The 24,113-nt window shown below is 63.3% G+C and carries 22 protein-coding genes; 17 read left to right on the top strand and 5 right to left on the bottom strand.

Annotated features, from left to right (window positions below; all coding sequences use genetic code 11):
• Nucleotides 1–3 precede the first annotated feature (3 nt).
• The 5 genes from C7I36_RS06290 (at nt 4) to C7I36_RS06270 (ending at nt 6,207) form a co-directional block, all read left to right on the top strand.
• Entirely contained in the window at nt 4–1,110 is a 1,107-nt protein-coding gene (locus C7I36_RS06290) for an AAA family ATPase (RefSeq protein ID WP_106452865.1), read from the top strand.
• Nucleotides 1,103–1,789, top strand: a complete 687-nt coding sequence (locus tag C7I36_RS06285; RefSeq protein ID WP_106452864.1) for a DUF4276 family protein — start codon at nt 1,103–1,105, stop codon at nt 1,787–1,789. The genes C7I36_RS06290 and C7I36_RS06285 overlap by 8 nt, the downstream gene beginning before the upstream one ends.
• A complete protein-coding gene (locus C7I36_RS06280; RefSeq protein ID WP_106452863.1) occupies nt 1,786–4,899 on the top strand; it encodes a type III restriction-modification system endonuclease in 3,114 nt (1,037 codons plus the stop codon). The genes C7I36_RS06285 and C7I36_RS06280 overlap by 4 nt, the downstream gene beginning before the upstream one ends.
• Nucleotides 4,900–5,324: 425 nt before the next feature.
• A complete protein-coding gene (locus C7I36_RS06275; protein ID WP_106452862.1) occupies nt 5,325–5,519 on the top strand; it encodes a hypothetical protein in 195 nt (64 codons plus the stop codon).
• 37 nt (nt 5,520–5,556) lie between these two features.
• Entirely contained in the window at nt 5,557–6,207 is a 651-nt protein-coding gene (locus C7I36_RS06270; protein ID WP_106452861.1) for an AAA family ATPase, read from the top strand.
• An 82-nt stretch (nt 6,208–6,289) separates the two neighbouring features.
• Here C7I36_RS06270 and C7I36_RS06265 read toward each other — a convergent pair whose 3' ends face one another.
• Nucleotides 6,290–7,450: an AAA family ATPase gene (locus tag C7I36_RS06265; RefSeq protein ID WP_106452860.1), complete on the bottom strand. Its 1,161-nt coding sequence runs from the start codon at nt 7,448–7,450 to the stop codon at nt 6,290–6,292.
• A 144-nt stretch (nt 7,451–7,594) separates the two neighbouring features.
• Here C7I36_RS06265 and C7I36_RS06260 point away from each other — a divergent pair, with 144 nt between their 5' ends.
• A complete protein-coding gene (locus tag C7I36_RS06260) occupies nt 7,595–7,873 on the top strand; it encodes an AAA family ATPase (RefSeq protein WP_219899603.1) in 279 nt (92 codons plus the stop codon).
• A gap of 75 nt (nt 7,874–7,948) precedes the next feature.
• Nucleotides 7,949–8,884: an AEC family transporter gene (locus tag C7I36_RS06255; RefSeq protein WP_106452859.1), complete on the top strand. Its 936-nt coding sequence runs from the start codon at nt 7,949–7,951 to the stop codon at nt 8,882–8,884.
• Between the two features lie 80 nt (nt 8,885–8,964).
• Here C7I36_RS06255 and zapE read toward each other — a convergent pair whose 3' ends face one another.
• Nucleotides 8,965–10,077 (bottom strand): cell division protein ZapE, encoded by a 1,113-nt coding sequence (gene zapE / locus C7I36_RS06250; protein ID WP_106452858.1) that lies wholly within the window; start codon nt 10,075–10,077, stop codon nt 8,965–8,967.
• A gap of 171 nt (nt 10,078–10,248) precedes the next feature.
• Between zapE and C7I36_RS06245 the strand changes: the two genes are divergently transcribed.
• On the top strand, nt 10,249–11,979 hold the full coding sequence (locus C7I36_RS06245) for a potassium/proton antiporter (protein WP_106452857.1): 1,731 nt from the start codon (nt 10,249–10,251) through the stop codon (nt 11,977–11,979).
• A gap of 10 nt (nt 11,980–11,989) precedes the next feature.
• Here the strand turns inward: C7I36_RS06245 and C7I36_RS06240 are convergent, their stop codons facing one another.
• Nucleotides 11,990–12,721 (bottom strand): UTRA domain-containing protein, encoded by a 732-nt coding sequence (locus C7I36_RS06240; RefSeq protein ID WP_106452856.1) that lies wholly within the window; start codon nt 12,719–12,721, stop codon nt 11,990–11,992.
• Between the two features lie 179 nt (nt 12,722–12,900).
• Between C7I36_RS06240 and C7I36_RS06235 the strand changes: the two genes are divergently transcribed.
• The 6 genes from C7I36_RS06235 to C7I36_RS06210 all read left to right on the top strand — a co-directional run bounded on the left by C7I36_RS06235 (nt 12,901) and on the right by C7I36_RS06210 (nt 18,270).
• Nucleotides 12,901–13,947 carry an ABC transporter substrate-binding protein gene (locus C7I36_RS06235; RefSeq protein WP_106452855.1) on the top strand — a complete coding sequence of 349 codons (1,047 nt, stop codon included), beginning with the start codon at nt 12,901–12,903 and terminating at the stop codon, nt 13,945–13,947.
• 2 nt (nt 13,948–13,949) lie between these two features.
• Complete coding sequence (locus tag C7I36_RS06230; protein ID WP_106452854.1) at nt 13,950–14,753, top strand: alkaline phosphatase family protein; 804 nt, start codon at nt 13,950–13,952, stop codon at nt 14,751–14,753.
• Nucleotides 14,754–14,971: 218 nt separating this feature from the next.
• The gene (locus C7I36_RS06225) at nt 14,972–15,826 is read left to right on the top strand and encodes an ABC transporter permease (RefSeq protein ID WP_106452853.1); all 855 of its coding nucleotides are present in this window, start codon (nt 14,972–14,974) and stop codon (nt 15,824–15,826) included.
• Nucleotides 15,819–16,601: an ABC transporter permease gene (locus tag C7I36_RS06220; RefSeq protein WP_106452852.1), complete on the top strand. Its 783-nt coding sequence runs from the start codon at nt 15,819–15,821 to the stop codon at nt 16,599–16,601. The genes C7I36_RS06225 and C7I36_RS06220 overlap by 8 nt, the downstream gene beginning before the upstream one ends.
• The gene (locus tag C7I36_RS06215) at nt 16,601–17,617 is read left to right on the top strand and encodes an ABC transporter ATP-binding protein (protein ID WP_106452851.1); all 1,017 of its coding nucleotides are present in this window, start codon (nt 16,601–16,603) and stop codon (nt 17,615–17,617) included. Before C7I36_RS06220 ends, C7I36_RS06215 begins: the two co-directional genes overlap by 1 nt.
• Nucleotides 17,617–18,270 (top strand): HAD family hydrolase, encoded by a 654-nt coding sequence (locus tag C7I36_RS06210; RefSeq protein WP_106452850.1) that lies wholly within the window; start codon nt 17,617–17,619, stop codon nt 18,268–18,270. The genes C7I36_RS06215 and C7I36_RS06210 overlap by 1 nt, the downstream gene beginning before the upstream one ends.
• 14 nt (nt 18,271–18,284) lie before the next feature.
• On the opposite strand, the gene wrbA is transcribed toward C7I36_RS06210, so the two are convergent.
• On the bottom strand, nt 18,285–18,884 hold the full coding sequence (gene wrbA, locus C7I36_RS06205) for an NAD(P)H:quinone oxidoreductase (protein WP_106452849.1): 600 nt from the start codon (nt 18,882–18,884) through the stop codon (nt 18,285–18,287).
• Nucleotides 18,885–19,089: 205 nt separating this feature from the next.
• On the opposite strand from wrbA, the gene C7I36_RS06200 reads away from it, so the two are divergent.
• Nucleotides 19,090–21,639: a bifunctional diguanylate cyclase/phosphodiesterase gene (locus tag C7I36_RS06200; RefSeq protein ID WP_106452848.1), complete on the top strand. Its 2,550-nt coding sequence runs from the start codon at nt 19,090–19,092 to the stop codon at nt 21,637–21,639.
• A 50-nt stretch (nt 21,640–21,689) separates the two neighbouring features.
• On the opposite strand, the gene C7I36_RS06195 is transcribed toward C7I36_RS06200, so the two are convergent.
• On the bottom strand, nt 21,690–22,031 hold the full coding sequence (locus C7I36_RS06195) for a DUF2750 domain-containing protein (protein ID WP_106452847.1): 342 nt from the start codon (nt 22,029–22,031) through the stop codon (nt 21,690–21,692).
• A 141-nt stretch (nt 22,032–22,172) separates the two neighbouring features.
• On the opposite strand from C7I36_RS06195, the gene C7I36_RS06190 reads away from it, so the two are divergent.
• Both C7I36_RS06190 and pncB read left to right on the top strand, forming a co-directional pair.
• Nucleotides 22,173–22,820 (top strand): isochorismatase family protein, encoded by a 648-nt coding sequence (locus tag C7I36_RS06190; protein WP_106452846.1) that lies wholly within the window; start codon nt 22,173–22,175, stop codon nt 22,818–22,820.
• The gene (gene pncB / locus C7I36_RS06185) at nt 22,813–24,012 is read left to right on the top strand and encodes a nicotinate phosphoribosyltransferase (RefSeq protein WP_106452845.1); all 1,200 of its coding nucleotides are present in this window, start codon (nt 22,813–22,815) and stop codon (nt 24,010–24,012) included. Before C7I36_RS06190 ends, pncB begins: the two co-directional genes overlap by 8 nt.
• The last annotated feature ends 101 nt before the right edge of the window (nt 24,013–24,113 follow it).

Genomic DNA, 24,113 nt, shown 5'->3' with positions numbered 1-24,113 from the left:
GTGATGAAAAGTGCCTTAGACAAGCTGAGCATCAGTGGCTTCAAGTCCATTCGCGAGCTGAACGACTTTGAACTGCGCCCGCTTAACGTGATTGTGGGGGCCAACGGGGCCGGCAAAAGCAACATGCTGTCGTTTTTTAAAATGCTGCGCGCCCTGATGGACGGCACCCTTAACCGCTATGTACGCGACAACGGCGGAGCCACTGATTTGCTGTTCAACGGCAACAAGGTCACCCAGAAAATGACCTTTGAAACCCGCTTTGGCAGCCGGGGCTTTCGCTTTAACCTGGTGCCCACTCCCAGTGACGGCTGCGCCATTGAAGACGAAGCCCGCTACTACAGCCATAGCCAAAACGGCTGGTGGCTGCTGGGCGACAGCGACGATGGCAAGTCCAGAATGGTGGCGGAAGTTGAGCAAAACACATCCGATGCCAAATACTCCCGTCCGGTCTTTGAAGCCATTGCCTCCTGGCAGATTTATCACTTTCACGATACCAGCAGCACCGCCGCCATGCGCAAATACGAGATCGTGCAGGATAATCGAGTGCTGCGTACCGATGCTGCCAATATCGGTCCTTTTTTGCTTAATTTGAAGGCTAACCACACCAGCGACTATCAAGCCATTGTGGATGCCGTGCGCCTGGTCACGCCCTTTTTTGACGACTTTATTCTGCAGCCCAGAACCAGTGGAGCCAAGGAAGAGGTCAACATCAGCTGGCGGCAAAAGGGCTCCGACTACCCCATGCAGCCCTATCACCTTTCCGATGGCTCCATTCGTTTTATTTGCCTGGCCACCGCCCTGCTGCAGCCGGATCCGCCCGCCACCATTATTATCGACGAGCCCGAGCTGGGCCTGCATCCGGCGGCCATTGTGATCCTGGCGGAGCTGATTCAGCAAGCCGCCACCCGCACTCAGGTGATTGTGGCCACCCAATCGCCGGCCCTGCTCGATCAATTTGCGGTAGAAGACATAGTGGTGGTCAAACGCCAGGACGGCGCTTCCACCTTTGAGCGCCTGAACGAACAGGACTACGCCAGCTGGCTGGAAAGCTACTCGCTGGGCGAACTCTGGATCAAGAACGTGATCGCCGGAGGCCCGGTGTATGAGTGATTACATCGAGGTGGTCGTCATTGTCGAGGGCAAGACCGAGCAGATCTTTATTGAGTCGGTGCTGGCCCCCTATCTCGCCAATCAAATGATTTTTATGCGCGCTACTCAGGTATCCAAGCCCGGCCAAAAAGGCGGGGATGTACGCTTTGAGCGGGTGCGCCGTGATCTGGAAGCCCACCTCAAGCAACGCCCAGATACCTATGTCACCACCTTTGTGGATTATTACGGCTTGCGGGAATGGCCGGGGCTGGATGCTGTCACCCCCCAGGCCAGACCGGCAGACATTGCCGAGTGCCTGAACAAGGCCACTGCCAAGCTGGTGTCAGAGTTGTTTTCCGCCCAGCAGGCCGAACGCCGCTTTGTGCCCTTTGTGGCCCTGCACGAGTTTGAGGCCCTGCTGTTCAGCGAGCCGGCCATTCTGGCCCGGGCGCTGGGAGTGGCCGAGCCGGAGGTGGCCGCCGTGGTCAAGGGTTGCGGCGAGCCAGAGGCCATTAACAACAGCCCGCAAACCGCCCCGTCCAAGCGCTTAAATAACTGGTCTGTCACCGGCAAGTTTGCCAAAACCACCCAGGGCATCAGCATTGCCCAACAGATTGGCATTGCCCGCATGCGGGAGCAGTGCCCGCTGTTCCATCGCTGGATAAACCATTTTGAAACCCTGGTCGGAGGTCAGGCATGAAGCTGAAATTCAAGGTTCAACCCTATCAGACCCAGGCGGTGGCCTCGGTGGTGGACTGCTTTGTGGGCCAGCCGCTCAGTTCAAACGTGAACTACCGTATCGACCCCGGTGTATCCACCAACAAACACGGCCAGGCCGGCTGGAACATGTCCGATCAGGATGGCTTCAAAAACGCCGACCTGGTGCTGAGCGAACAGCAGTTGCTGGAAAACATTCACCAGGTACAAAGCAGCCAGAACCTGCCGCTCTCTCCCGGGCTCAAGGTCTATCAGGATCATACCGGCAAGACGCTGCCGGCCAGCTATCATCCCGGCTCCGATATCAACCTGGATATCGAAATGGAAACCGGCACCGGCAAGACCTATTGCTACATCAAGACCATTTTTGAACTGAACCAGAAATATGGCTGGACCAAGTTCATCATAGTGGTGCCCAGCATCGCCATTCGCGAAGGGGTGTACAAATCACTGCAGATCACCTCCGAGCACTTTGCCGAAAGCTACAGTAAAAAGGCGCGCTTTTTTATCTACAACTCCCGGCAGTTGCACCAGCTGGAAAGCTTTTCGTCCGACAGCGGCATCAATGTGATGGTGATCAACATTCAGGCTTTTAACGCCTCGGGCAAGGATAACCGCCGCATTTACGAAGAACTGGATGATTTTCAGTCCCGCCGCCCCATCGATGTGATCAGCGCCAACCGCCCCATTCTCATTCTTGATGAACCGCAGAAAATGGAAGGCAAGAAAACCCTCGACGCCCTGGCCAAGTTCAAGCCGCTGATGGTGCTGCGCTATTCCGCCACCCATAAAACCACGCACCACAAGGTGCACCGGCTGGATGCGCTGGATGCCTACAACCAGAAGCTGGTCAAGAAAATTGCCGTACGCGGCATTTCCGTCAGGGGCCTGGCCGGCACCACTGCTTACCTGTACCTGGAGTCCATCGAGATCTCCAAAAAGGCACCGGTGGCCCGGGTGGACATGGAAGTCCGTCAGGGATCCGGCATCAAGCGCGTGATCAAGCGGCTGAAGCTGGGCGATAACCTGTTTGACGAGAGTAATGAGCTGGAGCAGTACCGTGGTTTTGTGGTCAGCCAGATAGATGCCAACAGCGATACCGTCGAGTTTACCAACGGCCATGTGCTGCAGGCGGGTGAAGCCACCGGCGATGTGACCGAAGGCACCATTCGGCGCATTCAGATCCGCGAAACCATTCGGGCGCACTTCGAGAAAGAGCAGGTGCTTCACGCCCAAGGCATCAAGGTGCTGTCTCTGTTCTTTATTGACGAAGTGGCCAAGTACCGGGACTACGAAGCACAAGACGATAAAGGTGAATATGCCCGCATCTTTGAGCAGGAATACCAGCAGATAAAAGACGAGTACCTGTCCGGGCTGCCGCTGGATAACCATGCCTACCGGGCCTATCTGGAGAAAATCACCCCGGATCGCACCCATAACGGCTATTTCTCCATCGACAAAAAAACCAAGCGCCTGCAAGACCCCAGCGTTAAGGCCCGAGGCGAGGACGCCGGGCTGTCCGATGATGTGGATGCCTATGATCTGATCCTGAAGGACAAGGAAAAGCTGCTGTCGTTCGAGGAAGACACCCGTTTTATTTTTTCTCACTCGGCACTGCGCGAAGGCTGGGATAACCCCAATGTGTTCGTGATGTGCATGCTCAAGCACAGCGACAACACCATATCCCGCCGTCAGGAAGTGGGCCGGGGCCTGCGCCTGTGCGTCAACCAGCACGGCGACCGCCAGGATCATCCCGCCACCGTTCACAACATCAATGTGCTGTCGGTGATTGCCAGCGAAAGCTACAAGGACTTTGTCGGTAACCTGCAACGGGAAATCAGCGAGTCCCTGTCGGCCCGCCCGCGCAAGGCAGACGTGGATTACTTTACCGGCAAGGTCATGACCACCGACCAGGGCAAGGTTGAAGTGACTGCCGACATGGCCCGGCAGATTTATCGATACCTGCTGAAAAACGACTATACCGACGATAACGACGCCATCACTCCGGCCTATCATTCGGCCAAGGCCGAAGGCAGCCTGGCACCACTGCCGGCAGAACTTGAGCCCTATCGAGAGCAGATCCTGACCCTTATCGACGGCGTGTTCAGCACTGCCGCCATGCCGGATATAGGTGACGGCCGTAAGCCCAAAACCAACCCGCTCAATGACAACTTCCAAAAAAAGGAATTCCAGGCGCTTTGGGCACGGATCAACAAAAAGGCCGTTTACAAGGTGGACTTCGACTCCAGCGAGTTGATTACTAACTGTATTCGCGTGCTCGATAAGGAGCTGAAGGTTACTCCCCTGCAGTACATCATTCAGGCCGGCGTGCAACGGGACAACCTGACCGACGAACAGCTCAAGTCGGGCCAGGGGTTTGAGCTTTCCAACACTCAGGGCGAGTATCACAGTGCCAGCGCTTATTCTGGCGTTAAATACGATCTGGTGGGCAAGCTGGCCACAGATACCAACCTGACCCGCAGAACCATTGCCGCCATTCTGAGTAAAATTCAGCCTGCGGTGTTTAGTCAGTTCAAACAGAATCCGGAGCATTTTCTGGCGGAAGCTACCCGCCTAATCAAAGAGCAGAAGGCCTCGGTGATTATCGAGAAGCTCTCTTACGATGAAACCGACGACCGCTACGATACGGATATTTTCACCGCCGCCCAAAGCCGGCAAGACTTCTCGCTGGCCGGTAGCCAGTTGAAAAACCATATCTACGATTACGTGATCACCGACTCCAATATAGAGCGTGACTTTGTAGCCGAGCTGGATACCAATCCTGACGTTGTGGTGTACGCCAAGCTGCCCCGTGGTTTTCTCATCCCCACCCCGGTGGGCGACTACAACCCGGACTGGGCCATCGCTTTTAAAGAAGGCAGCGTGAAGCATGTGTACTTCATCGCCGAGACCAAGGGCAGTCTGTCTACCCTGGAGCTACGAGGCATAGAAGAGCGCAAGATCGACTGCGCCCGCCGTTTCTTCGACAAAATCAGTGGCCAGAGCCCGGGCGAAAACGTGAAGTACGATGTCGTCACCAACTACAATCAGCTGATGGACTTGGTGGGGGGCAAAGTGGCGAGTGAACGCTAACAGGCTTTTGTCTGATTAATATTAGTTATCCTGGCCACGAACAGAGGGCCAGGAGTGCGTGTTCTCTTTTTTGTTATCTGGATTGGCGTGCAAGGCTTGGAAAAAACACGTATTCCAGTTGTTGTTTACTGGCATTCTGCCCAGCGAATATGAAAATGCAAAGTAAAATGCCGGGGTTGCAGGTTGGAACTGCTTGTTTAATCAATTTTTGAGCATTCCAAGATCGGTATTTGCAAGCCAGTATCTACGACAGGGCGACAAATCATGTCGCCATATCGGGGAAACACCTATAGGGGTGAGCTATCCCCTGGCATAGTCGCAACAAATCAAAGCCCTTCAGGCGACGTTGAATGTCGCCTGCCATGTCAAACTGGTTTTTATCAACAAAACACTTTACGCCATGGCCCTATTCAAAAGGATTCGAGATGCCGACCAAGCTGCCTCCCCTGACCACTTTTTGCCGCCAATGCGGGTGGAAGAAGAGTCTGCCTCCCATGGGAGACGTGATCATGGGGCTGCCGGAGCGATGCCCCCAATGCGGCAACCCCGACCTGCAATTGAAGCCATCATCCCTGTTGGAATCGGCGCTACGGGTCCTGACCGAGGTGGCTAAAAAATAACCCTATAGGGGGAGAATGGTTATAGAGGGACGCAACGTTGCGGATCGGGGTCTGTCTGCGGGCAGCGGTGCGCATCGCCATTGCCCGCCTGCGGTTGGGGCGCCCCGCCAAGAGCATGCTTTTGCTGGAGCCGAGCAGAGTAGATAAAACCCAGTTGCTGGGGCAGCTAAGGCTGGATGCCGAAAAAGCAGGCATTCACCTCCTTCGTATCGAAACACCGGAAAGCCGCTCCCTGCCCGCCTTGCTGGCTCCCCAACTGCGCCAGGCCCTGTTGCGGCTGATCCAGGTAGGTCCAGTAAAGGAGTCCGCCCAGCAAGGGCTTAGGGCGCTGGCGGGCTTTGCCACCGCCCTCAACACCAGGTTTGGTGATATTGAAGTAGGCCTGGATTTAGCGCCCGAGCCGGGCCTGGCCGACAACGGGGACTTGGAGGGAGGTTTGACGGCTCTGCTGGAGCAGGTGGGAATGGCGGCCAGAGCAGCCCAAACGGCCCTGCTGATGTACATTGACGAACTGCAGGATATGCCGAAAGTGGAGCTACAGGCTTTACTCAGTGCTCTGCACCGCTGCGCGCAAGACCGCCTGCCCTTGCTGATTATCGGCGCCGGCCTGCCCCGTTTGCGGGCCAGGGTGGGCAATGCCAAGCCTTACGCCGAGCGCCTTTTCGAATTTTTCGAGGTTGCCCCCTGACGCAAGGGGGCACTGATAAGTACCTCGGGTTAGCGCTGGCATGCACCCAAGATTTCAATACTCCACCCCCTTTTCCTGGTGATTACAACCACATATCCAGCCGCTCCCGCCATATCTCCTGCACAAAGGGATCGGCCACCGAGTACACCCCGTGGCCGGTGCGCATCACCAGGTTTTCCGCCACCATCACGTTGAGCACGGGCTGGATTTCCTCCACCTTGACCTCCCTCCCCAGCCGGTTGGCATAGCCGGCGGCGGCATCGGCCGAAAACAGGCCCTTGGCGCCGTCGTCCCGTTCAGCAATACGCGCAAAAACAGCCTTGGCCAGCTCCCCCAGTTGCTCCAGCTTCATCAGTTCCATATCCGCCGCCATGGATCTCAGGGTCCCGGCGATCACCGGCAACAGCGCATCCGGGTCTCCCCCCTGGGTTTTGAGGGTACTGAGTAACTGGCGCAGGGCCTTGAGCATTTCTTCCGGCCGGTGTCCCAGCAACTGAAAGGCCTGATTCGCCACGGCAAGGGATGGCAGTGTGTCCTCCCCCTGCTCGGCAAGCCGCGCCAGCAGGAAGGAGACATAGCCTTCATCCAGCAGGGGAAACGACAGGGATACCGCTCCCGAGAACGCCTGGTTACGTTTGGCGGTCAGCTCGCTGACCTGAGCCTGATGGGAGCCGGTACCGATAAACAGGAAATGACCCGGGGTGCCAGGCCTGGGGTTGATGGCATCCCGCGCTGCCTTGAGGGCAAACAGCATCTGCCGGCCGTCTTCTGTGGTCATGGCCTGCTGTACTTCGTCCACCACCAGCACCACATCGGTCCTGGCCTGCTCGACCAGGCTGGTCAGCACTTCGGCCAGGGTCGGCCCCTCTGCCTGACCGATATGGTCGATATTGAAGCTGAAACTAAATCCCATCACACTGACTTCGGCACCCTTACGCTGCTTCAGCCGTTGCAGCATGCCGGAGCCGGCAGACTGCAGTTCGGCCAGGGTGTGCTTCAGCGCGTTATGCAGCAGTTTGCTCGGGCTGACCAGGGTATCGCTCCACAGATCCACGTAGATCACCAGGGCGCCCTTGGCCTCCAGCACCGGGATCAGATCGTGGCGCAAAAAGGTGGTCTTGCCGGTGCGACGCATGCCGGACAAGAACAACCCGGAGCGCAGCCCCTCGTCCAGCACACCGGGGTTCAGCAGTTGGCTGGCCATTTGTTCGGCCAGTTCCGGGCGCAGATAAACAGTGCTCATGCTTTTATCCATTTTTATATATCAGCAATAATTATCCATAATAGATAAAAGCAACTAAATTGCCACTTATCCCAGCAACAGGGCCACCACCTGAGCGGCGGAGATCGGGCATAATCAGGCATACAACAGCCACCGGGTAGCCAAATGAGCACAATCAAGCATCTGTCTATCAGCGGTTTCAAGTCCATTCGCCATCTGGAGCGGCTACCGCTGGGCTCGCTTAATGTGTTGATTGGCGCCAACGGCGCAGGCAAAAGCAACTTTGTTGACTACTTCCGTATGTTGCCCGAGCTGATTAAGGGCAGGCTGCAGCGATGGAGCAGCAAGCAAGGCGGGGCCGAGCGCATTCTGAGCACCCCCAACGGGAGCCTACCCCGGCCGGAGCCATTCCGATGGCCCACTGGCAGCAATTGCCTTCCTTAATTGCGGGAACTGAATTCCCTCTGAAGGGTGCTATTCTGGCCGGATTTACCACCTATTCCCCCGAAGGAAGTCGCCATGCTGGCCGTCATTGCCATTACCGCCCCCATTTTTATCCTGATCGCCCTGGGCTACGGCGCCGTGCGCTTTCGACTGATGCCGGCCGAGGCGGTGCCGGGCATGGGCCGGTTCGTGCTCTATTTCGCCATGCCGGCGCTGATTTTCCATACCCTGTCGGGCCTGAGCGTAGGCCAGGTGATAGAGCCCGGCTATATGCTGGCCTATGCCGGCGGTTCGCTGCTGCTGCTGATACTGGGACTGATACTGACCCTTAAGGTGCTGAACAACGAAGCGGTGCTGGGAGCGCTGAAATCCATGGGTATGGTGGTACCGAACAGCGCTTTTTTCGGCTATCCGGTGCTGTTGCAGGTGTTTGGCGAGCCGCCGGCGCGCGCCTTTGCCCTGGCGCTGCTGGTGGAAAACCTGCTGATTATCCCGCTGGCCCTGGCGGTGCTGGAATTCAACGCCCACCGCGGCCAGGGCGGCAGCTTCGGCAAGGCCCTGCTCGGCCTGCCCGCACGAGTACTGCGCAATCCCCTGGTGCTGGCCATCGCCGCCGGCATCCTGGCCTCGGCCCTCAACCTTGCCCTGCCCCAGGCCATGGCCACCAGCCTGGAACTGCTGGGCCGGGCCTCGGCGGCGGTGGCCCTGTTCGTCATCGGCGGCTCCCTGGTGGGCAGCCCGGTGCGGGGCAACCTGGCCGGCATGGGCACCGTCATGGTGGGCAAACTGGTCGCCCACCCGCTGCTGGTGGCACTGATGGTGTGGTGGCTGCCCCCCTTCGACCCACAGCTGCAACTGGCGGTGATCCTGATGGCCGCCATGCCGATGATGAGCATCTATCCCATCATCGGCGGCCAGTACGGCCAGCGCAGCTTTGCCGCCGGCACCCTGCTGCTGACCACGGCAGCCGCCTTTGTCAGCCTGTCCGTCATTCTGCTGCTGGTACGTTAAATCACCGTTCCCAATAGTGCTGTCGCGCGGAGGCTCTGCTTAGCGGAAGCCGGTCGCAATCTACCGTTCGGCACCGTTATTTAACCGCTCTCTGCCGCCAGCCCAAACCTGGCCAGCTGCATTTCCCGCAGCCGGCTCAGGGTGCGGCGGAACGGAAAGGCCAGGGCGCCGTCCCGGTAGAGTTCGTCCAGCGGCACGTCCGCTTCCAGCCACAGCGGTATCCGCCGGTCGTAGCATTCATCCACCAGGGCGATAAAGCGCCGCACGCCGTCGTCCTGGCGGGACAGGGGCGGCAGCCGGCGCTCGCCGGCGGCCACCTGGGCCGCGCCGTCTTCGGTGCCGCGGGCGATGGCCTGCAGCCTGGTGCCCGCGTCCAGCCGGGGCAGGCCTTCCAGCAGGATATGCCGGAACCGGTCGCCGAGCAGGATAAAGTCGGTCGCCGCCAGCGGTTGCTCGCACAGATCCTGGTAGCGACACCAAAGCACGCCGTCCCGGCAGCCCAGCACCGGGATCCGCCGGTGCCCCAGCGCCAGCACCTCTTCCGTGTCCGCCGCCGGCGCCAACTCCCGGAACAAGGGCGCCAGCACACCGGGCGAGCGCACCCAGTAGCGGCGGCGGGCCTGGCCCGGGTGTAGCCGGTGATCCTCGCCGCCATCCACGCACAGCACCTGCATCCGCTCGGCCATGGCGGTCACCGCAGGCAGGAAACGTTCCCGGTTGAAGCCTTCCGCATAGAGTCCCTCGGGCGGCTGGTTGGAGGTAGTGACCAGCACCAGGCCCTCGGCGAACAGCCCCTGCCAGAGGCGGCCCAGCAGCATGGCGTCGCCGATATCGCTCACGAACAGCTCGTCCAGGCACAGCACCCGGACCTCGGCGGCCAGCTCCGCCGCCAGCCGGGCCAGGGGATCCTCGGTGCCGGTGAGCTGGAACAGGCGGCGGTGCACCCAGCGCATAAAATGATGAAAATGCAGCCGCCGGGCCGGCACCCTCAGGCTCCGGAAAAACACATCCATCAGCCAGGTCTTGCCCCTGCCCACCGGGCCCCAGAGGTAAATGCCGCCGGCAGCCTCGCCCGCCTGCAGCTGGCGATGGCACAGCTCCAGCGCGGCAACGGCCCGGCGCTGGGCGGGGTCGTCACGAAAGCCCGCATTCAGGGCGTCAAGGTAGGCGGCATGGGGAGAAAGCGGGGTCATGGGCACTCGCAGGCGGCAATGAAGGGGGTCATTAGGCCATAGCCGGCCAGCCCGGACAAGCCACTTTCCCACCGTCCCGGCCGCCTTTTCCGGTGCACGGCCGGGCGTGCTTGATATAACATAATGGTCTTACCTGCCCCAGTAATAACCATAACAACGGGATATGACACCATGTTCGCGATCGACCGATTGATACTGCTCGCCGCCATCCTGATCCTGTTTGGCATTCTGTCCAGCAAGCTGTCGGCCCGCCTCGGGCTGCCGGTGCTGGTCCTGTTCCTGCTGACCGGCATGCTGGCCGGGGAAAGCGGCATCGGCGGCATCGCCTTCGACAGCCCCCAGGCCGCCCATGCCCTGGGTACCCTGGCGCTGGCGATGATATTGTTTGACGGCGGCCTGCAAACGCCGGTGTCCTCCATCAAGATGGTGTGGCGCCCGGCCTCGCTGCTGGCTACCCTGGGCGTGCTGGTGACCGCCCTGGTCACCGGCGTGGCCGCCGCCTATATCCTCGATTTGCCCCTGCTCGAGGGCCTGCTGCTCGGCGCCATCGTCGGCTCTACCGACGCGGCGGCGGTCTTTTCCCTGCTGCGCAACGCCGGCATCCACATCAATAAACGGCTGAAGTCCACCCTGGAAATAGAAAGCGCCTCAAACGACCCCATGGCCATCTTCCTGACCGTGGGCCTGCTGGAAGTGCTGGTCAACGACATGCCCTTCGGGCTTGGCCTGCTGCAGTTGTTCGTGATGCAAATGGGCCTGGGCGCCGTGGTCGGCCTGCTGGTGGGCTGGGTGTCGGTACGGGTGATCAACCGCATCCAGCTGGTGGCCTCCGGCCTGTACCCGGTGATGGTCGCCAGCTGCGGCCTGCTGGCCTTCGGTATCGCCGCCAACCTTGGCGGCAGCGGCTTCCTGGCGGTCTTCCTGGCCGGCGTGGTGCTCGGCAACAGCCGCTTCGTGTTCCAGCGCGGCACCTTTTTGTTTCACGACGGCCTGGCCTGGCTCAGCCAGATCACCATGTTCGTGGTGCTCGGCCTGCTGGTCTATCCCGAATCCCTGCTGGAGGTTTGGTGGCAGGGGCTGCTGATTGCCGCCGTGCTGATCCTGGTGGCCCGTCCGCTGGCGGTGGTGCCCATGCTCCGGCTGTTCCGCTTCAGCCGCAACGAAATCGCCCTGGTGTCCTGGGTTGGCCTGCGCGGCTCCGTGCCCATCATTCTGGCGATTTTCCCGCTGATGTTCGGCCTGCCCAACGCCGATCTCATCTTCAACGTGGTGTTCTTCGTGGTGCTGATCTCCGCCACCCTGCAAGGCTCCACCCTGCCCCTGGTGGCCCGTCGGCTGGGCCTGACCGAGCCGCCGCCGGCAGCCCCCGCCGCCACCCTGGAGATCACCGCCGTCGGCGACATCGACGCCGACATTGTGGAATACACCCTGGGCGAGCACCCCCGCGCCGCCGGCCGGCTACTGTCCCAGATGGCACTGCCCGACGATACCGTGGTGGCGATGATCACCCGCGGTACCACCGTTATTCCGCCGCGCGGCTCCACCCGCTTGCAGCAGGGCGATCACCTGTTCGTGGTGCTCAAGCCCGAAACCCGGCCTTTTGTGGACTGCGTCTTCGCCCAGGTGGCCGAGGCGCCGCGCCTGGATTTGCCCGACACCGAGCTCAGGCTCAAGGGCAGCACCCGGGTGGAGGACTTGCGCCATTCCTACGGCATCGACCTGGCGGTGGAGCCGCAACTGACCCTGGATCAGCTGTTGCGCCGAGATCTGGCCGAGGATCTGAAGGACAGCGGCGGCCTGGTGCTGGACAACGTCTGCCTGCAGGTCAGGGGCATGATCGGCAACCGCGTCACCACCGTCGGCCTGCGCGCCCTGCCCCAGGCCGAGGACGCCCCGCTCTAGCGCCCGGCCCTTACTCCCTCCGGTGCTGGCTGTCGACGCGGATACGCACCGCGTCGTGGCGCCAGATCTCCCGGTCGCAATCGAGCAGCCGGCCGTGCTGGTCGTAATTGATGCGGGTCACCGCCAGCACCGGACTGCCCGGCGCCAGGTTGAGCACCCGGGCCGCTTCCCCCCGGGCCGCGGTGGGGCAGATATCGAAGCGGGAACGGCCGTACTCCAGCCCGTACTCGCGCCGGTACAGCTCGGTCAGGGACTGGCTCAGATCCTGGCGCTCTATGCCGGGAAACCATTCGGGCCGCAGAAAGTGCTCCACATAGAGCACGGCGCGGCCGTCGATGCGTCGCTCCCGGCACAAACGAAACAGCCGGCTCAGGGGTGCAATCTCCATTTCCGCCACCAGCTCGCAGGGCGCCGGCACCCAGCGGCTCGCCAGCACCCGGGTTTCGGCGCGGCGCGCCTGGGCCGCCACCAGAGCGTGAAAATGGGAGCGGCTGGCCGGGTTGTAGACCAGGCGCGGGCGCGACACAAACCAGCCGCGCCGTTCCTCCCGGTAAATCAGTCCCTCCGCCTCCAGTATCGACAACGCCTCCTTGACGGTGATACGGGTCGTCTCGAACAGGGCCGCCAGTTCCCGTTCGGCGGGCAGCTTGGCGCCCGGCGCCAGGGTTGCGCCGGCAATCTGGCGGCGCAGGGTGTCGGTGATGAGGGCAGTCTGGGTTTTGGGTTGCAACTCCACTGTCATGGCCTAGTCCAGTAACGAATCACGCCAGCCTGCCAGCGGGCCGTGACAGGCTAATGACAGGGATATCGTGCAAAACTTCATCAAAATGGCATTTAACTGCCACCAAAGTGTCGCCTTAGTGTCACATTTGCTGCCTAGCATGAGTTCCGAACCTGACCTAGTCCAGAGGATTGGAACTGATGAAACACCTGTTTAGCGCAAGTCTGATTACCCTGGCCCTGAGCGCCACCGCCCAGGCCGCCGACCTCACCGAACTGGAAGCCAAGGCCCGGGCCGAAGGCCGGATCAACAGCGTCGGCATGCCCGACTCCTGGGCCAACTGGAAAGACACCTGGCGGGATCTGGGCGAGCAATACGGCCTCCAGCACCAGGACACCGACATGAGCTCGGCCCAGGAAATCGCCAAGTTCGCCGCCGAGAAGGAAAACGCCACCGCCGACATCGGCGACGTGGGCGCCGCCTTCGGCCCCATCGCGCTGCAGCAGGGCGTGACCCAGCCCTACAAACCCAGCACCTGGGACGAAATCCCGGCCTGGGCCAAGGACGAGGACGGCCACTGGGTGCTGGGCTATACCGGCACCATCGCCTTTATCGTCAACAACGAGCTGGTCACCAAGGCACCCGCCTCCTGGGCCGATCTGCGGGACGGCGACTACCAGGTCACGGTGGGCGACGTGGGCGTGGCCGCCCAGGCCAACAGCGCCGTGCTGGCCGCCGCCTTCGCCCTCGGCGGGGACGAGTCCAACCTCACCCCGGCCCTGGAGCTGTTCGCCGACCTGGCCAAACAGGGCCGGCTGTCGCCGGTGGACACCAATATCGCCAACCTGGAAAAGGGCGAGATTGAAATGGCCATCCTGTGGGACTTCAACGCCCTCAACTACCGGGACCAGATCGACCGCGACCGCTTCACCGTGGTGATCCCGAGCGACGGCTCGCTGATCTCCGGCTACGCCACCATCATCAACAAGTACGCCAAGCACCCCAACGCCGCCAAGCTGGCCCGGGAATACATACTGAGCGACGCCGGCCAAATCAACCTGGCCCGGGGCTATGCCCGCCCCATCCGCACCAGCGTGACCCTGCCCGCCGACGTGCAGGCCCAGCTGCTGCCCAATGACATGTACGCCAAGGCCCGCCCCATCGCCGACTTCGAGGCCTGGGAACAGAGCACCAAGCGGCTGCCGCGCCAGTGGCAGAGCGAAGTGCTGATGCATCAGCAGAGGTAAGCATGCGCAAGGTCATACTGGTCCTTATCGACGGTCTGGCCCATGAGGTAGCCCAGCACAGCCTGGGCTACCTGCTTGGCCTGTGCGAGGCGGGACGGGCAACCGGCTACAAGCTGCAGTGCGAGCTGCCGGCGGTGTCCCGCCCCCTGTACGAGACCATCCTCACCGGCACCCGGCCGGTGGACCACGGCGTGGTGCACAACCAGGTGGTGCGCACCAGCCGCGAGCAGAGCATCTTCACCCTGGCCCGCGCCGCCGGCCTGACCACGGCGGCGGCGGCCTACCACTGGCTGAGCGAGCTGTACAACCGCGCCCCCTACCAGGCGGTGCGGGATCGCTTCACCCAGGACGAACGCCTGGCCATCCAGTACGGGGTGTTCTACCACAGGGACGACTACCCGGACTGCCACCTGCTGCTGGACGCCGAATGGCTGCGCCGGCGCTTTGATCCGCACTTTTTGCTGGTCCACCCGATGAACGTGGACGACGCCGGCCACAAGCACGGCCTGGACTCCAGCCAGTACCGCAACAGCGCCCGCCGCCTCGACCTCTGGCTGGCGGACTACCTGCCGGGCTGGCTGGCCGAGGGCTACCAGGTGCTGGTGACCAGCGACCACGGCATGAACCGGGACCACAGCCACAGCGGCACCCTGCCCGAGGAACGGGAAGTGCCGCTGTTCGTGCTGGGCGACGCCTTCAGTCACGACCGCCACGCCCGCCCCCGCCAGCTCGAACTGTGCGGCACCCTCGCCAGCCTGCTGGGCCTTGCGCACGACAAGCCGGTCTGCGGAGAGTTACTGAAATGAATGAACAAGCTATTTCCGGCAACTTGCGGGATGCCGATAAAAACGTAGCGGAATTTCCGCCAAGCACCTCAGCGTCCGATGAGCGGACAAAGGGAACGGCTCCGCCGACCGTCACATGCCATGGATGGCATGTGCGAGCCCACAGGGATGTGCTTGCGGCGTGTCGGCGGAGTTGGCCCTTTGGCCGCGCCCGCCAGGCTGACAGCCAGACTGGTGAGGTGACGGCGTCGACGTCGGCCAAACCCGCTTCCTGGCGCCGCTTGCTGCCGCTCGCCCTGGTGCTGCCCTTCGCCCTGGCGTTCGGGCTGTTCCAGCTCGCCCCCATGGCCTGGGTGCTGATCCACAGCTTCCAGGCCGGCGGCGACTGGAGCCTGGCCAACTTCCGCGAGATCCTGGGCTCGCCCTTCTACCGCCAGTCCTTCGCCAACAGCCTGGACCTGGCCTTCTGGTCCAGCCTGCTCGGGCTGGGCATCGCCCTGGCGGGCACGGCGGCGCTGCGCCAGGTGCCCGGCCGGCTGCGGGACGCCGTGGTGGCCTTCACCACCATGGCCAGCAACTTCTCCGGCGTGCCCCTGGCGTTCGCCTTTATCGTGCTGCTGGGCATGAACGGCGCCGCCACCCTGCTGCTGCGGGAGCTGGGCCTGATCGAACAGTTCCACCTGTACTCCCGGGCCGGCCTTATCCTGCTCTACACCTATTTCCAGATCCCCCTGGCGGTGCTGCTGCTCTACCCGGCCTTCGACGCCATCAAGGCCGACTGGCGCGAGGCCGCCGCCCTGCTCGGGGCCGGCCCGCTGCACTACTGGCTCAGGGTGGCGCTGCCGGTGCTGAGCCCGGCCCTGCTCGGTACCTTTATCATACTGCTGGCCAACGCCCTCGGCGCCTACGCCAGCACCTATGCGCTGATGACCAGCAACTACAACCTGGTCACCATCCAGATCGCCGGCCTGGTAGCGGGGGATATCTTCCTCGAGCCACAACTGGCGGCCGCCCTGTCGCTGCTGCTGATGGCCCTGCTGGTGCTGGTGACCGCCGTCAACCAATGGCTGATCGCCCGGAGTCGCCATGAATAAGCCCCCCTTGCCCGCCCGGCTCACGGTCTGGACCCTGGTGGCGCTGCTCGCCACCCCCATCCTCATCACCCTGGTGTATTCCCTCTCCGCCCAGTGGGGCGCGCAGATCCTGCCCCGGGGCTTTACCCTGGACTGGTACCAGAGGCTCTGGTCCGACGGCCGTTTCCTCGCCGCCTTCGGCCGCTCCCTGCTGGTGTGCGCCGCCGCCCTGGCATTGAGCCTGGCGTTGATCCTGCCCACCCTGTTCGTGGTGTTCTACTATTTTCCCCGGCTCAAGGGGCTGATGAACCTGCTGGTGCTGCTGCCCTTCGCGGTGCCGCCCGTGGTGTCGTCGGTGGGCCTGCTGCAGCTCTACGCCGGCGGCCCCCTGCCGCTGGTGGGCACCCCCTGGATACTGGTGTGCTGCTATTTCACCCTGGGCCTGCCCTTTATGTACCGGTCCCTGGCCAACAACCTGGAAGCGGTGAACCTGCGCGATCTGATGGACGCCGCCCACCTGCTGGGGGCCGGCACCACCCGCGCCTTTTTGCAGGTAGTGCTGCCCAACATCAAAAACGGCCTGCTCAGCGCCCTGTTCCTGGCCTTTTCCTTTTTGTTCGGGGAGTTCGTGTTCGCCAACATGCTGGTGGGCACCCGCTTCGAAACCCTGCAGGTCTACCTGTACAGCCAGCGCACCAACAGCGGCCACTTTACCAGCGCCATGGTGATGTCCTATTTCCTGTTTATCGGCGCCGCCACCTGGCTGGCCCTGCGCCTGCAATCCCGGAGAGCCTGATGTTTTATCTGGAAGTTGCCCGCCTCGCCAAATCCTTTGGCGACACCCCCGTGTTCAGCGATATCAGCTTCGATATCCGCCAGGGGGAATTCATCACCCTGCTCGGCCCCTCGGGCTGCGGCAAGTCCACCCTGCTGCGCAGCCTGGCGGGGCTGATCCCCCCCGACACCGGCCGGATCCGGGTAGCGGGGGAAGACATCACCTGGCTCAAACCCCAGCAGCGGGGCATCGGCATGGTGTTCCAGAGCTACGCCCTCTTCCCCAACCTTACGGTGGCCGGCAATATCGCCTTCGGGCTGCGCATGCAGAAACTGGACAAGGCCGAGATCGCCCGCCGGGTGGCGGAGTCGGTGGAGCTGGTGGGCCTGACCGGCCGCGAGCACCATCATCCGGCCCGGCTCTCGGGCGGCCAGCGCCAGCGCGTCGCCCTGGCCCGGGCACTGGTGGTGCGCCCGCGTATCCTGCTGCTGGACGAGCCGCTCTCTGCCCTCGACGCCCCCATCCGCAAACGGCTGCGCGAGCAGATCCGCGCCATCCAGCAGCAGCTCGGGCTGACCACCGTCTTCGTCACCCACGATCAGGAAGAAGCGCTGACCCTGTCCGATCGCATCTTCGTGATGAACCAGGGCAGCATAGTGCAGGCCGACACCGCCGAGGCGGTTTACACCCGCCCGGCCAGCGACTTCGTGGCCGGCTTTATGGGCAGCTACAACCTGCTCGGTCCGGCCCAGGCACAGGCCTTGTTCGGGCTGCACATAGCGGGCAAACTGGCGATCCGTCCCGAGGCCATCTACATCCGCGAGCCCGGGCGGGACTATGGCCCGGCCATGTCGGCCCCGCTGCCCGCCGAGGTGGAGCAGCACCGGCTGCTGGGCAATGTGATCCGCTATCGGGTACGGCTGGAGCATGCCACCCTGGAAGTGGATACCCTCAACCGGGGCCCGCAGGCACTGCTGCCGGTGGGCAGCCGGGTGGAGCTGCTGTTTCCCCGTGATGAACTGAAAGAGGTGGCCTGATGGCACTGGCGATTTTCGACCTGGACGAAACCCTGATTGCCGGCGATTCCGCCAGCCTGTGGCTGGCCTTCCTGGCCCGCGAGGGGCGGGTATCCGAGGCCCTGCTGGCCGAGGAGCGCCGGCTGATGGCGGACTACTACCAAGGCGAGATGGACATGGAGGCCTACATGACCCTGACCCTCTCGCCCCTGCAAGGCCGCCGCCCCGACGAACTGGCGCCGCTGGTTACCCGTTTTATCGAGCACGAGATAGCGCCCCTGGTCTATCCCCAGGCCAGGGCCACGCTGGACTGGCACCGCCGCCAGGGGCACCGCTGCCTGATCATTTCCGCCACCGCCGAATACCTGGTGGCGCCCATCGCCCTCTCCCTGGGGGTGGAGCAGGCCATCGGCATAGAGGCGCAGCTGGAGCGGGGCCGCTACAACGGTCGCGCCCGGGGAGTATTCAGCTATCGGCAGGGCAAGGTGACGCGGCTGACCCAGTGGCTGGAACGGCAGGGGCTCAGCCCCGCATTCAGCTATGGCTACAGCGACTCCCACAACGACCTGCCGCTGCTGGAATATGTGGACGAGGCGGCGGTGGTCAACGCCGCCGCGCCGCTGGCGGACATTGCCGCCAGCCGGGGCTGGCGGCAACTGAGCTGGACCCTGTAGGGGCGCCGGATTTTTCAGTCAAACAGCTTGTGCGCCAGGGTCGCCACGGTTTTTCCCTGATAACGGGCAATGGCCAGTTCCCGGTCGTCGGGCCGGCGCGAGCCGTCGCCGCCGGCAATGGTGCTGGCGCCATAGGGGGTACCGCCGCCGACCCGGGAAATATCCGCCACTTCCGGCGTGGCATAACCGATGGGCACAATGATCATGCCGTGGTGGGCCAGGGTGGTCCAGGTGGAGGTGATGGTCATTTCCTGGCCACCGCCGGTGCCGGTGGAGCTGAAGACGCTGGCCAGCCGGCCCACCAGGGCCCCCTTGACCCAGAGGCCGCCGGTCTGATCGAGGAAGTTGCGCATCTGGCCGCTCATGTTGCCAAAGCGGGTCGGGGTTCCGAAGATGATGGCGTCGTAATCGGCCAGCTCCGCCGGCCTGGCCACCTCGGCGGACTGATCGGTCTTGCCGCCGGCGGCGCGAAAGGCCTCCTCGGGCATGGTTTCGGGTACCCGCTTGACGGTGACCTCTACTCCGGCCACGCTCCGGGCACCCTCGGCCACCGCCTCGGCCATGGTTTCGATATGGCCGTACATGGAATGATAAAGTACCAGCAATTTACTCATGGTTGGGCTCCTTTGATGCCACTGTTGGGCCGACGTGAACGCGCCGGCCGTCCCCCATTCAATCTAGCCGACAGTGCGGGGACGACAAGGCGGCGCCCTTCTCAGACCAAGGTCGCAACGGCAAAACATTTCATTTACAGTCCAGGTGGCTTTTGCTTTACTGCCCTTGACCCCGTTTGCGACCTCCGGCGGCAGTACCCTTACGATGAACCGATTTCAGCAGCAGCTTGAAGCTCAACAGGGCATCCAGGACATGATTGCCCAGCACGCCCCCCTGCCCCGGACCCTGGCCGCCATTACCGCCATGATCGAAGGGCAGCTGCCCGGTTCCCGCTGCAGCGTCATGCTCTACCACCCCGACCACCACCAGCTCGCCTTCGCCGCCGGCGCGGGCTTTTCCGCCGACTACGCCCGGGCCCTGGCCGCCATACCGGTGGGGCCGGGCATCGGCACCTGCGGCTCCGCCGCCTTCCACCGCCGCCTGGTCGTCACCGAACATATCGCCGAAGACCCGGGCTGGAACGGCTTTCACCGGCTGGCCGCCGCCGAGGGGCTGCAGGCATGCTGGTCGACCCCGGTACTGACCCGGAACGGCCGCCTGCTCGGCACCTTTGCCATCTATCACGGCCAGCCGGCCCGGCCCCGGGCGGCCGATCACGAACTGGTCGACCGGGCCGCCGCCCTGGTGGCGCTGGCGGTCATGCGCGACCAGGACCGGCAGAGCCTGCAGGTGCAGGAGCAACGCTACCGCTCCCTGTTCCTGCACCATCCGGACGCGGTGTTCGAGCTGGACCTCGACGGCCGCTTCGTCAGCGCCAATCCCGGCACTGCCGCCCTCACCGGTTTCAGCCCCGGCGAGCTGGCCGGGCGCCACCACGGCGAACTGGTCACCGTCGCCGACCGGCCGCGGGCCGAGGCCGCCTTTGCCGACGTCTGCCAGGGCCGGGCGCGCCAGTGCGAAATCACCCTGGTGCGGGCCGGGGGCGAATTCTGCCTGGTGGAGGTCACCGAGCTGCCGATCATCGTCAACCAGCAGGTACTCGGGGTCTACGGCATTGCCCGGGACATCGGCCGGCGCCGGCGGGACGAATCCCAACTGCGGCTGCTGCAGCGCGGCATAGAGGCCAGTACCAACGGCGTGGTCATCCTCGATGCCGGCCAGCCCGACCATCCCATCGTCTACGCCAACAGCCCCTTCCTTGCCATGACCGGCTACCGGCGCGAGGAGGTGCTGGGGCGCAATCCGCGCTTTCTCGAAGGGCCGGATCCGGACCCGGCCAGCGCCGACCGCATCGAACGGGCCCTGCGCCAGCAGCAGGAACTGCAGATCACGGTGCGCAACTACCGCAAGGACGGCACCGCCTTCTGGAACCGGCTGGTGATAAGCCCGGTGCGGGACGAGCAGGGCAATTGCACCCATTTTGTGGAAATCCAGCAGGACATCACCCGCCAGAAGGAAAACGAGGAACGACTGGCCTACTACGCCGGCCACGATTACCTGACCGGGCTGCCCAATCGCCGCCAGTTCGAGGCCCGCCTGGCCCATGACGATGAACTGAGCCGCCGCCGGCACAGCCCGCTGGCGGTGTGTTACATCGACCTTGACGACTTCAAGCCGGTCAACGACAACCTGGGCCACCATGTGGGCGACGAACTGATCCTGGCGGTGGCCAACCGGCTCAAGAGCGTGCTGGAACCCGGCGAACTGCTGGCCCGCCTCAGCGGCGACGAATTCGTGCTGCTGCTGCCCGGGCTCGACGACAAGACACTGATCCGCCGCGCCGAACAGCTGCTGTCCCTGCTGTCCACCCCCTTCGAGCTGCCCGGCCACCGGCTGCAGCTGAGCGCCAGCCTCGGCATCGCCACCCACGCCGCCCGCCACCGGCACCCGGCCGATCTGATCCGTTTCGCCGACCAGGCCATGTTCGAGGCCAAGCGCCAGGGGCGCAATACCTGGCACTGGTACGAGGGGGACGGCAACCGCAGCAACGGCCAGTATGTCCTGTTGCGCCGGGAGCTGCAGGAAGCCCTGCAGCACAACCAGTTCGAACTGCACTACCAGCCGGTGGTGGACGCCCGCACCGGGGCCATGCGCGGCGCCGAGGCCCTGGCCCGCTGGCGCCATCCCCACAAGGGACTGATCCCGCCCGCCGCCTTTATCCCCCTGGCCGAACAGACCGGGCAGATCATCCCCCTCGGCCAGTGGGTGCTCCAGCAGGCCTGCCGCGACCTGCGGCAACTGCCCGACGACCTGACGGTGGCGGTCAACATCTCTCCGCTGCAGTTTCACCGGGCCGGTTTTGTGGAAGAGCTGGGCGCCCTGCTCGAACGGCACGGCATACCGGGACGGCGGCTGGAGCTGGAAATTACCGAGGGCGTGCTGATGACGGGCACCGAGCAGGCCATCGCCACCCTGCACCGCCTGCGCCGGCTCGGCATTGTTACCGCCATCGACGACTTCGGCACCGGCTTTTCCAGCCTCAGCTACCTGAGAACCCTGCCCATCCAGAAGATCAAGCTGGATCGCAGCTTTATCGCCGACATTACCGACCATCCGCAAAGTGCGGCCATAGTGCAGGGCGTGATCACCATGGCCCGTCACCTGCAACTGGAAGTGGTGGCCGAAGGCATTGAAACCGAAGCGCAACGCCGGGATCTCACCGAGCGCGGCTGCGACCGGCTACAGGGCTTCTATTTTTCCAAGCCGCTGCCGCTGGCCGAGTTCAGGGCCGGGATGGCCCATTGGGGGGATTGAACGGCCCCCGCCGCGCGGGCGGGGGCCAACGAGCGAGGCGCCCCGCAGGATCAGGCGAAATCCTTGACCAGTTCCAGCACGTCCAGCTCGATGCCGTCCAGCTCTTCGTCCCAGTTCGGACCGATCCGCACGCCGTCTTCGGACAGATCTTCCACCCAGATTTCCAGGAATTCGGCCAGGGTGATCTCGAAAGGCTCGTAATCGGCCCATTCATCCACGCACTGGGCCCTGGCCTGCGCCTCGGTGGACCATACCGGCATCACTTCGGTATCTTCGAATTCGGTGGAGTCGCACACCACCCACTCGTCCCCGAAGCGCAGCCCCCACATCACCCGGTCGGCTTTCACTTGATCGATAAAACGCTGGTAATTTTGCTGGTGGAGGTCGCTCATCATGGTCACCTTTGGCTGATAATGGGGGAGATACCCCGGAAGGGGCGATACTGAACCAAATTGTCAGTAGACTCAATCAAAACAAGATCAACAGAGCTATGCAAGGCCCGCGGGCCCGTACTTAACCATAGGAGGTGGCGGATGAAACTGCCCGCCCGAGAATGCGTCGCCAGCCTGGATGTGGACGCCCAGTATACCTTTACCCCGGCCTGCCCGGACGAGCTGCCGGTGGCCGGCGGCGACGGCATCGCCGACGAACTCAACCGCCAGGCCGCCTTCGCCGGCTGCCGCATCGGCACCAAGGACGCCCACTCGCCCAAGGCGCACTGGGTGGCCGATGATACCTCCCCCGCCTTCAGCCCCCTGCCCGGCCGGCACATGGATATCCGCTGGCCACGCCACGCCGTGCCCGGCACCCGCGGCTTCGAGCTGCTCGACGGCCTGCCCCATCCGGCCGACTACGACTTTTTCGTCTGGAAGGGGATCGAGCCCGACATGCATCCCTACGGCGCCTGCTACCACGACCTGGATGAACGCCTGAGTACCGGCCTTATCGAATTTCTGCGCACCCGCGGGATCAGCACAGTGCTGGTGGGCGGCCTGGCCACCGATTATTGTGTGCGCCGGACCGTGCTCCAGTTGCTGGCGGCGGGGTTTGAGGTGGTGGTCAACCGGGCCGCCATCCGTGGCGTGGCCGACGACACCAGCCGCCACGCCATCGCCGAGATGATCCAGCAGGGCGCCCGCTTCATCCGCGACAGCGGCGAACTGGAGCCCGCCCATGACTGAGCCCGTCATCCGCTCCCTGCTCGACACCGACCTCTATAAGTTCACCATGATGCAGGCGGTGCTGCACCAGCACCCGGCCGCCGAGGTGGAATACCGTTTCCGCTGCCGCACCCCGGGCATCGACTTCGGCCCCTGCCTGGAAGAGATAGCGCGGGAAATCGATCACCTTTGTACCCTGCGGCTGGACCAGGCGGAGCTGGACTACCTGGCCGGGCTCGACTACATCAAGTCCGATTTCATCCATTTCCTGCGCCTGTTCCGGCTCGATCGCCGCTTTATCCACCTCGCTTGCCGCAACGGCGAGCTCGAACTCCTGATCCGCGGCCCCTGGCTGCACACCATACTGTTCGAAGTGCCGCTGCTGGCCATCATCAGCGAGGTCTACTGCCGCCGCCACTATCCGGCGCCCGACTGGGATCAGGCCCGCCGCCGGCTGGAGCACAAAATTGCCCTGGTGGAGCAGGCGCCGGACCGGGCGGGCTTTCGCTTTTCCGACTTCGGCACCCGCCGCCGCTTTTCCCGCCGCTGGCATCGGCAGGTGGTGGAGCAGTTTGCCCACCGCCTGCCCGACAGCTTTGCCGGCACCAGCAACCTGGATCTGGCGCGCCGGCTTGGGTTGCTGCCCATCGGCACCATGGCCCACGAATACTTGCAGGCCTTCCAGGCCCTGGGCCCCCGGCTGGTGGACAGCCAAAAGGCGGCGCTGGAAGCCTGGGTACACGAATACCGCGGCCGGCTCGGCATCGCCCTGACCGACGTGGTGGGCATGGACGCCTTTTTGCGCGACTTCGACCTGTACTTCGCCAAGCTGTTCGACGGCCTGCGCCACGACTCGGGCGACCCCGTGATCTGGACCGAAAAGGCCCTGGCCCACTACCGCCGGCTGAAGATAGATCCCGCCGGCAAAACCCTGGTATACAGCGACAGCCTGACCCTGGACAAGGCGCTGGCGCTGTACCGGCGGTTTGCCGGCCAGTGCCGCCCGGCCTTTGGCATAGGCACCCACCTCACCAACGACGTGGTAGACCTGCCGATCCTGAGCATGGTGATCAAAATGACCCGCTGCAACGGCCAGTCCGTGGCCAAGCTGTCGGACAGCCCGGGCAAGGCCATGTGCGAGGATGCCGGCTACCTGGCCTATCTGTCCGAGGTGTTCCGGGTGCGGCAGGCAAGGGCGGATGGCGGCGGCTGATGTAAACTTATTGTTACATAAAGGAGAACCCCCGGGCCGACCCCTTGCTTCTCAATCGGGGACGGGCTCTTTAGATTGGAGGCCATCACAGCCTGAGGAGG

Origin of the sequence: Zobellella taiwanensis, from assembly GCF_003012795.1 — a bacterium.
In the GTDB taxonomy this organism is placed as follows: Bacteria; Pseudomonadota; Gammaproteobacteria; order Enterobacterales; family Aeromonadaceae; genus Oceanimonas; species Oceanimonas taiwanensis.
Note: the sequence above shows the minus strand (reverse complement) of the source record. Positions and strands in the feature narration are given on the sequence as shown.

Coding starts and splice junctions, on each gene's coding strand:
- C7I36_RS06290 (WP_106452865.1), top strand. CDS start 4: ATGAAAAGTGCCTTAGACAAGCTGAGCATCAGTGGCTTCAAGTCCATT.
- C7I36_RS06285 (WP_106452864.1), top strand. CDS start 1,103: ATGAGTGATTACATCGAGGTGGTCGTCATTGTCGAGGGCAAGACCGAG.
- C7I36_RS06280 (WP_106452863.1), top strand. CDS start 1,786: ATGAAGCTGAAATTCAAGGTTCAACCCTATCAGACCCAGGCGGTGGCC.
- C7I36_RS06275 (WP_106452862.1), top strand. CDS start 5,325: ATGCCGACCAAGCTGCCTCCCCTGACCACTTTTTGCCGCCAATGCGGG.
- C7I36_RS06265 (WP_106452860.1), bottom strand. CDS start 7,450: ATGAGCACTGTTTATCTGCGCCCGGAACTGGCCGAACAAATGGCCAGC.
- C7I36_RS06260 (WP_219899603.1), top strand. CDS start 7,595: ATGAGCACAATCAAGCATCTGTCTATCAGCGGTTTCAAGTCCATTCGC.
- C7I36_RS06255 (WP_106452859.1), top strand. CDS start 7,949: ATGCTGGCCGTCATTGCCATTACCGCCCCCATTTTTATCCTGATCGCC.
- zapE (WP_106452858.1), bottom strand. CDS start 10,077: ATGACCCCGCTTTCTCCCCATGCCGCCTACCTTGACGCCCTGAATGCG.
- C7I36_RS06245 (WP_106452857.1), top strand. CDS start 10,249: ATGTTCGCGATCGACCGATTGATACTGCTCGCCGCCATCCTGATCCTG.
- C7I36_RS06240 (WP_106452856.1), bottom strand. CDS start 12,721: ATGACAGTGGAGTTGCAACCCAAAACCCAGACTGCCCTCATCACCGAC.
- C7I36_RS06235 (WP_106452855.1), top strand. CDS start 12,901: ATGAAACACCTGTTTAGCGCAAGTCTGATTACCCTGGCCCTGAGCGCC.
- C7I36_RS06230 (WP_106452854.1), top strand. CDS start 13,950: ATGCGCAAGGTCATACTGGTCCTTATCGACGGTCTGGCCCATGAGGTA.
- C7I36_RS06220 (WP_106452852.1), top strand. CDS start 15,819: ATGAATAAGCCCCCCTTGCCCGCCCGGCTCACGGTCTGGACCCTGGTG.
- C7I36_RS06215 (WP_106452851.1), top strand. CDS start 16,601: ATGTTTTATCTGGAAGTTGCCCGCCTCGCCAAATCCTTTGGCGACACC.
- C7I36_RS06210 (WP_106452850.1), top strand. CDS start 17,617: ATGGCACTGGCGATTTTCGACCTGGACGAAACCCTGATTGCCGGCGAT.
- wrbA (WP_106452849.1), bottom strand. CDS start 18,884: ATGAGTAAATTGCTGGTACTTTATCATTCCATGTACGGCCATATCGAA.
- C7I36_RS06200 (WP_106452848.1), top strand. CDS start 19,090: ATGAACCGATTTCAGCAGCAGCTTGAAGCTCAACAGGGCATCCAGGAC.
- C7I36_RS06195 (WP_106452847.1), bottom strand. CDS start 22,031: ATGAGCGACCTCCACCAGCAAAATTACCAGCGTTTTATCGATCAAGTG.
- C7I36_RS06190 (WP_106452846.1), top strand. CDS start 22,173: ATGAAACTGCCCGCCCGAGAATGCGTCGCCAGCCTGGATGTGGACGCC.
- pncB (WP_106452845.1), top strand. CDS start 22,813: ATGACTGAGCCCGTCATCCGCTCCCTGCTCGACACCGACCTCTATAAG.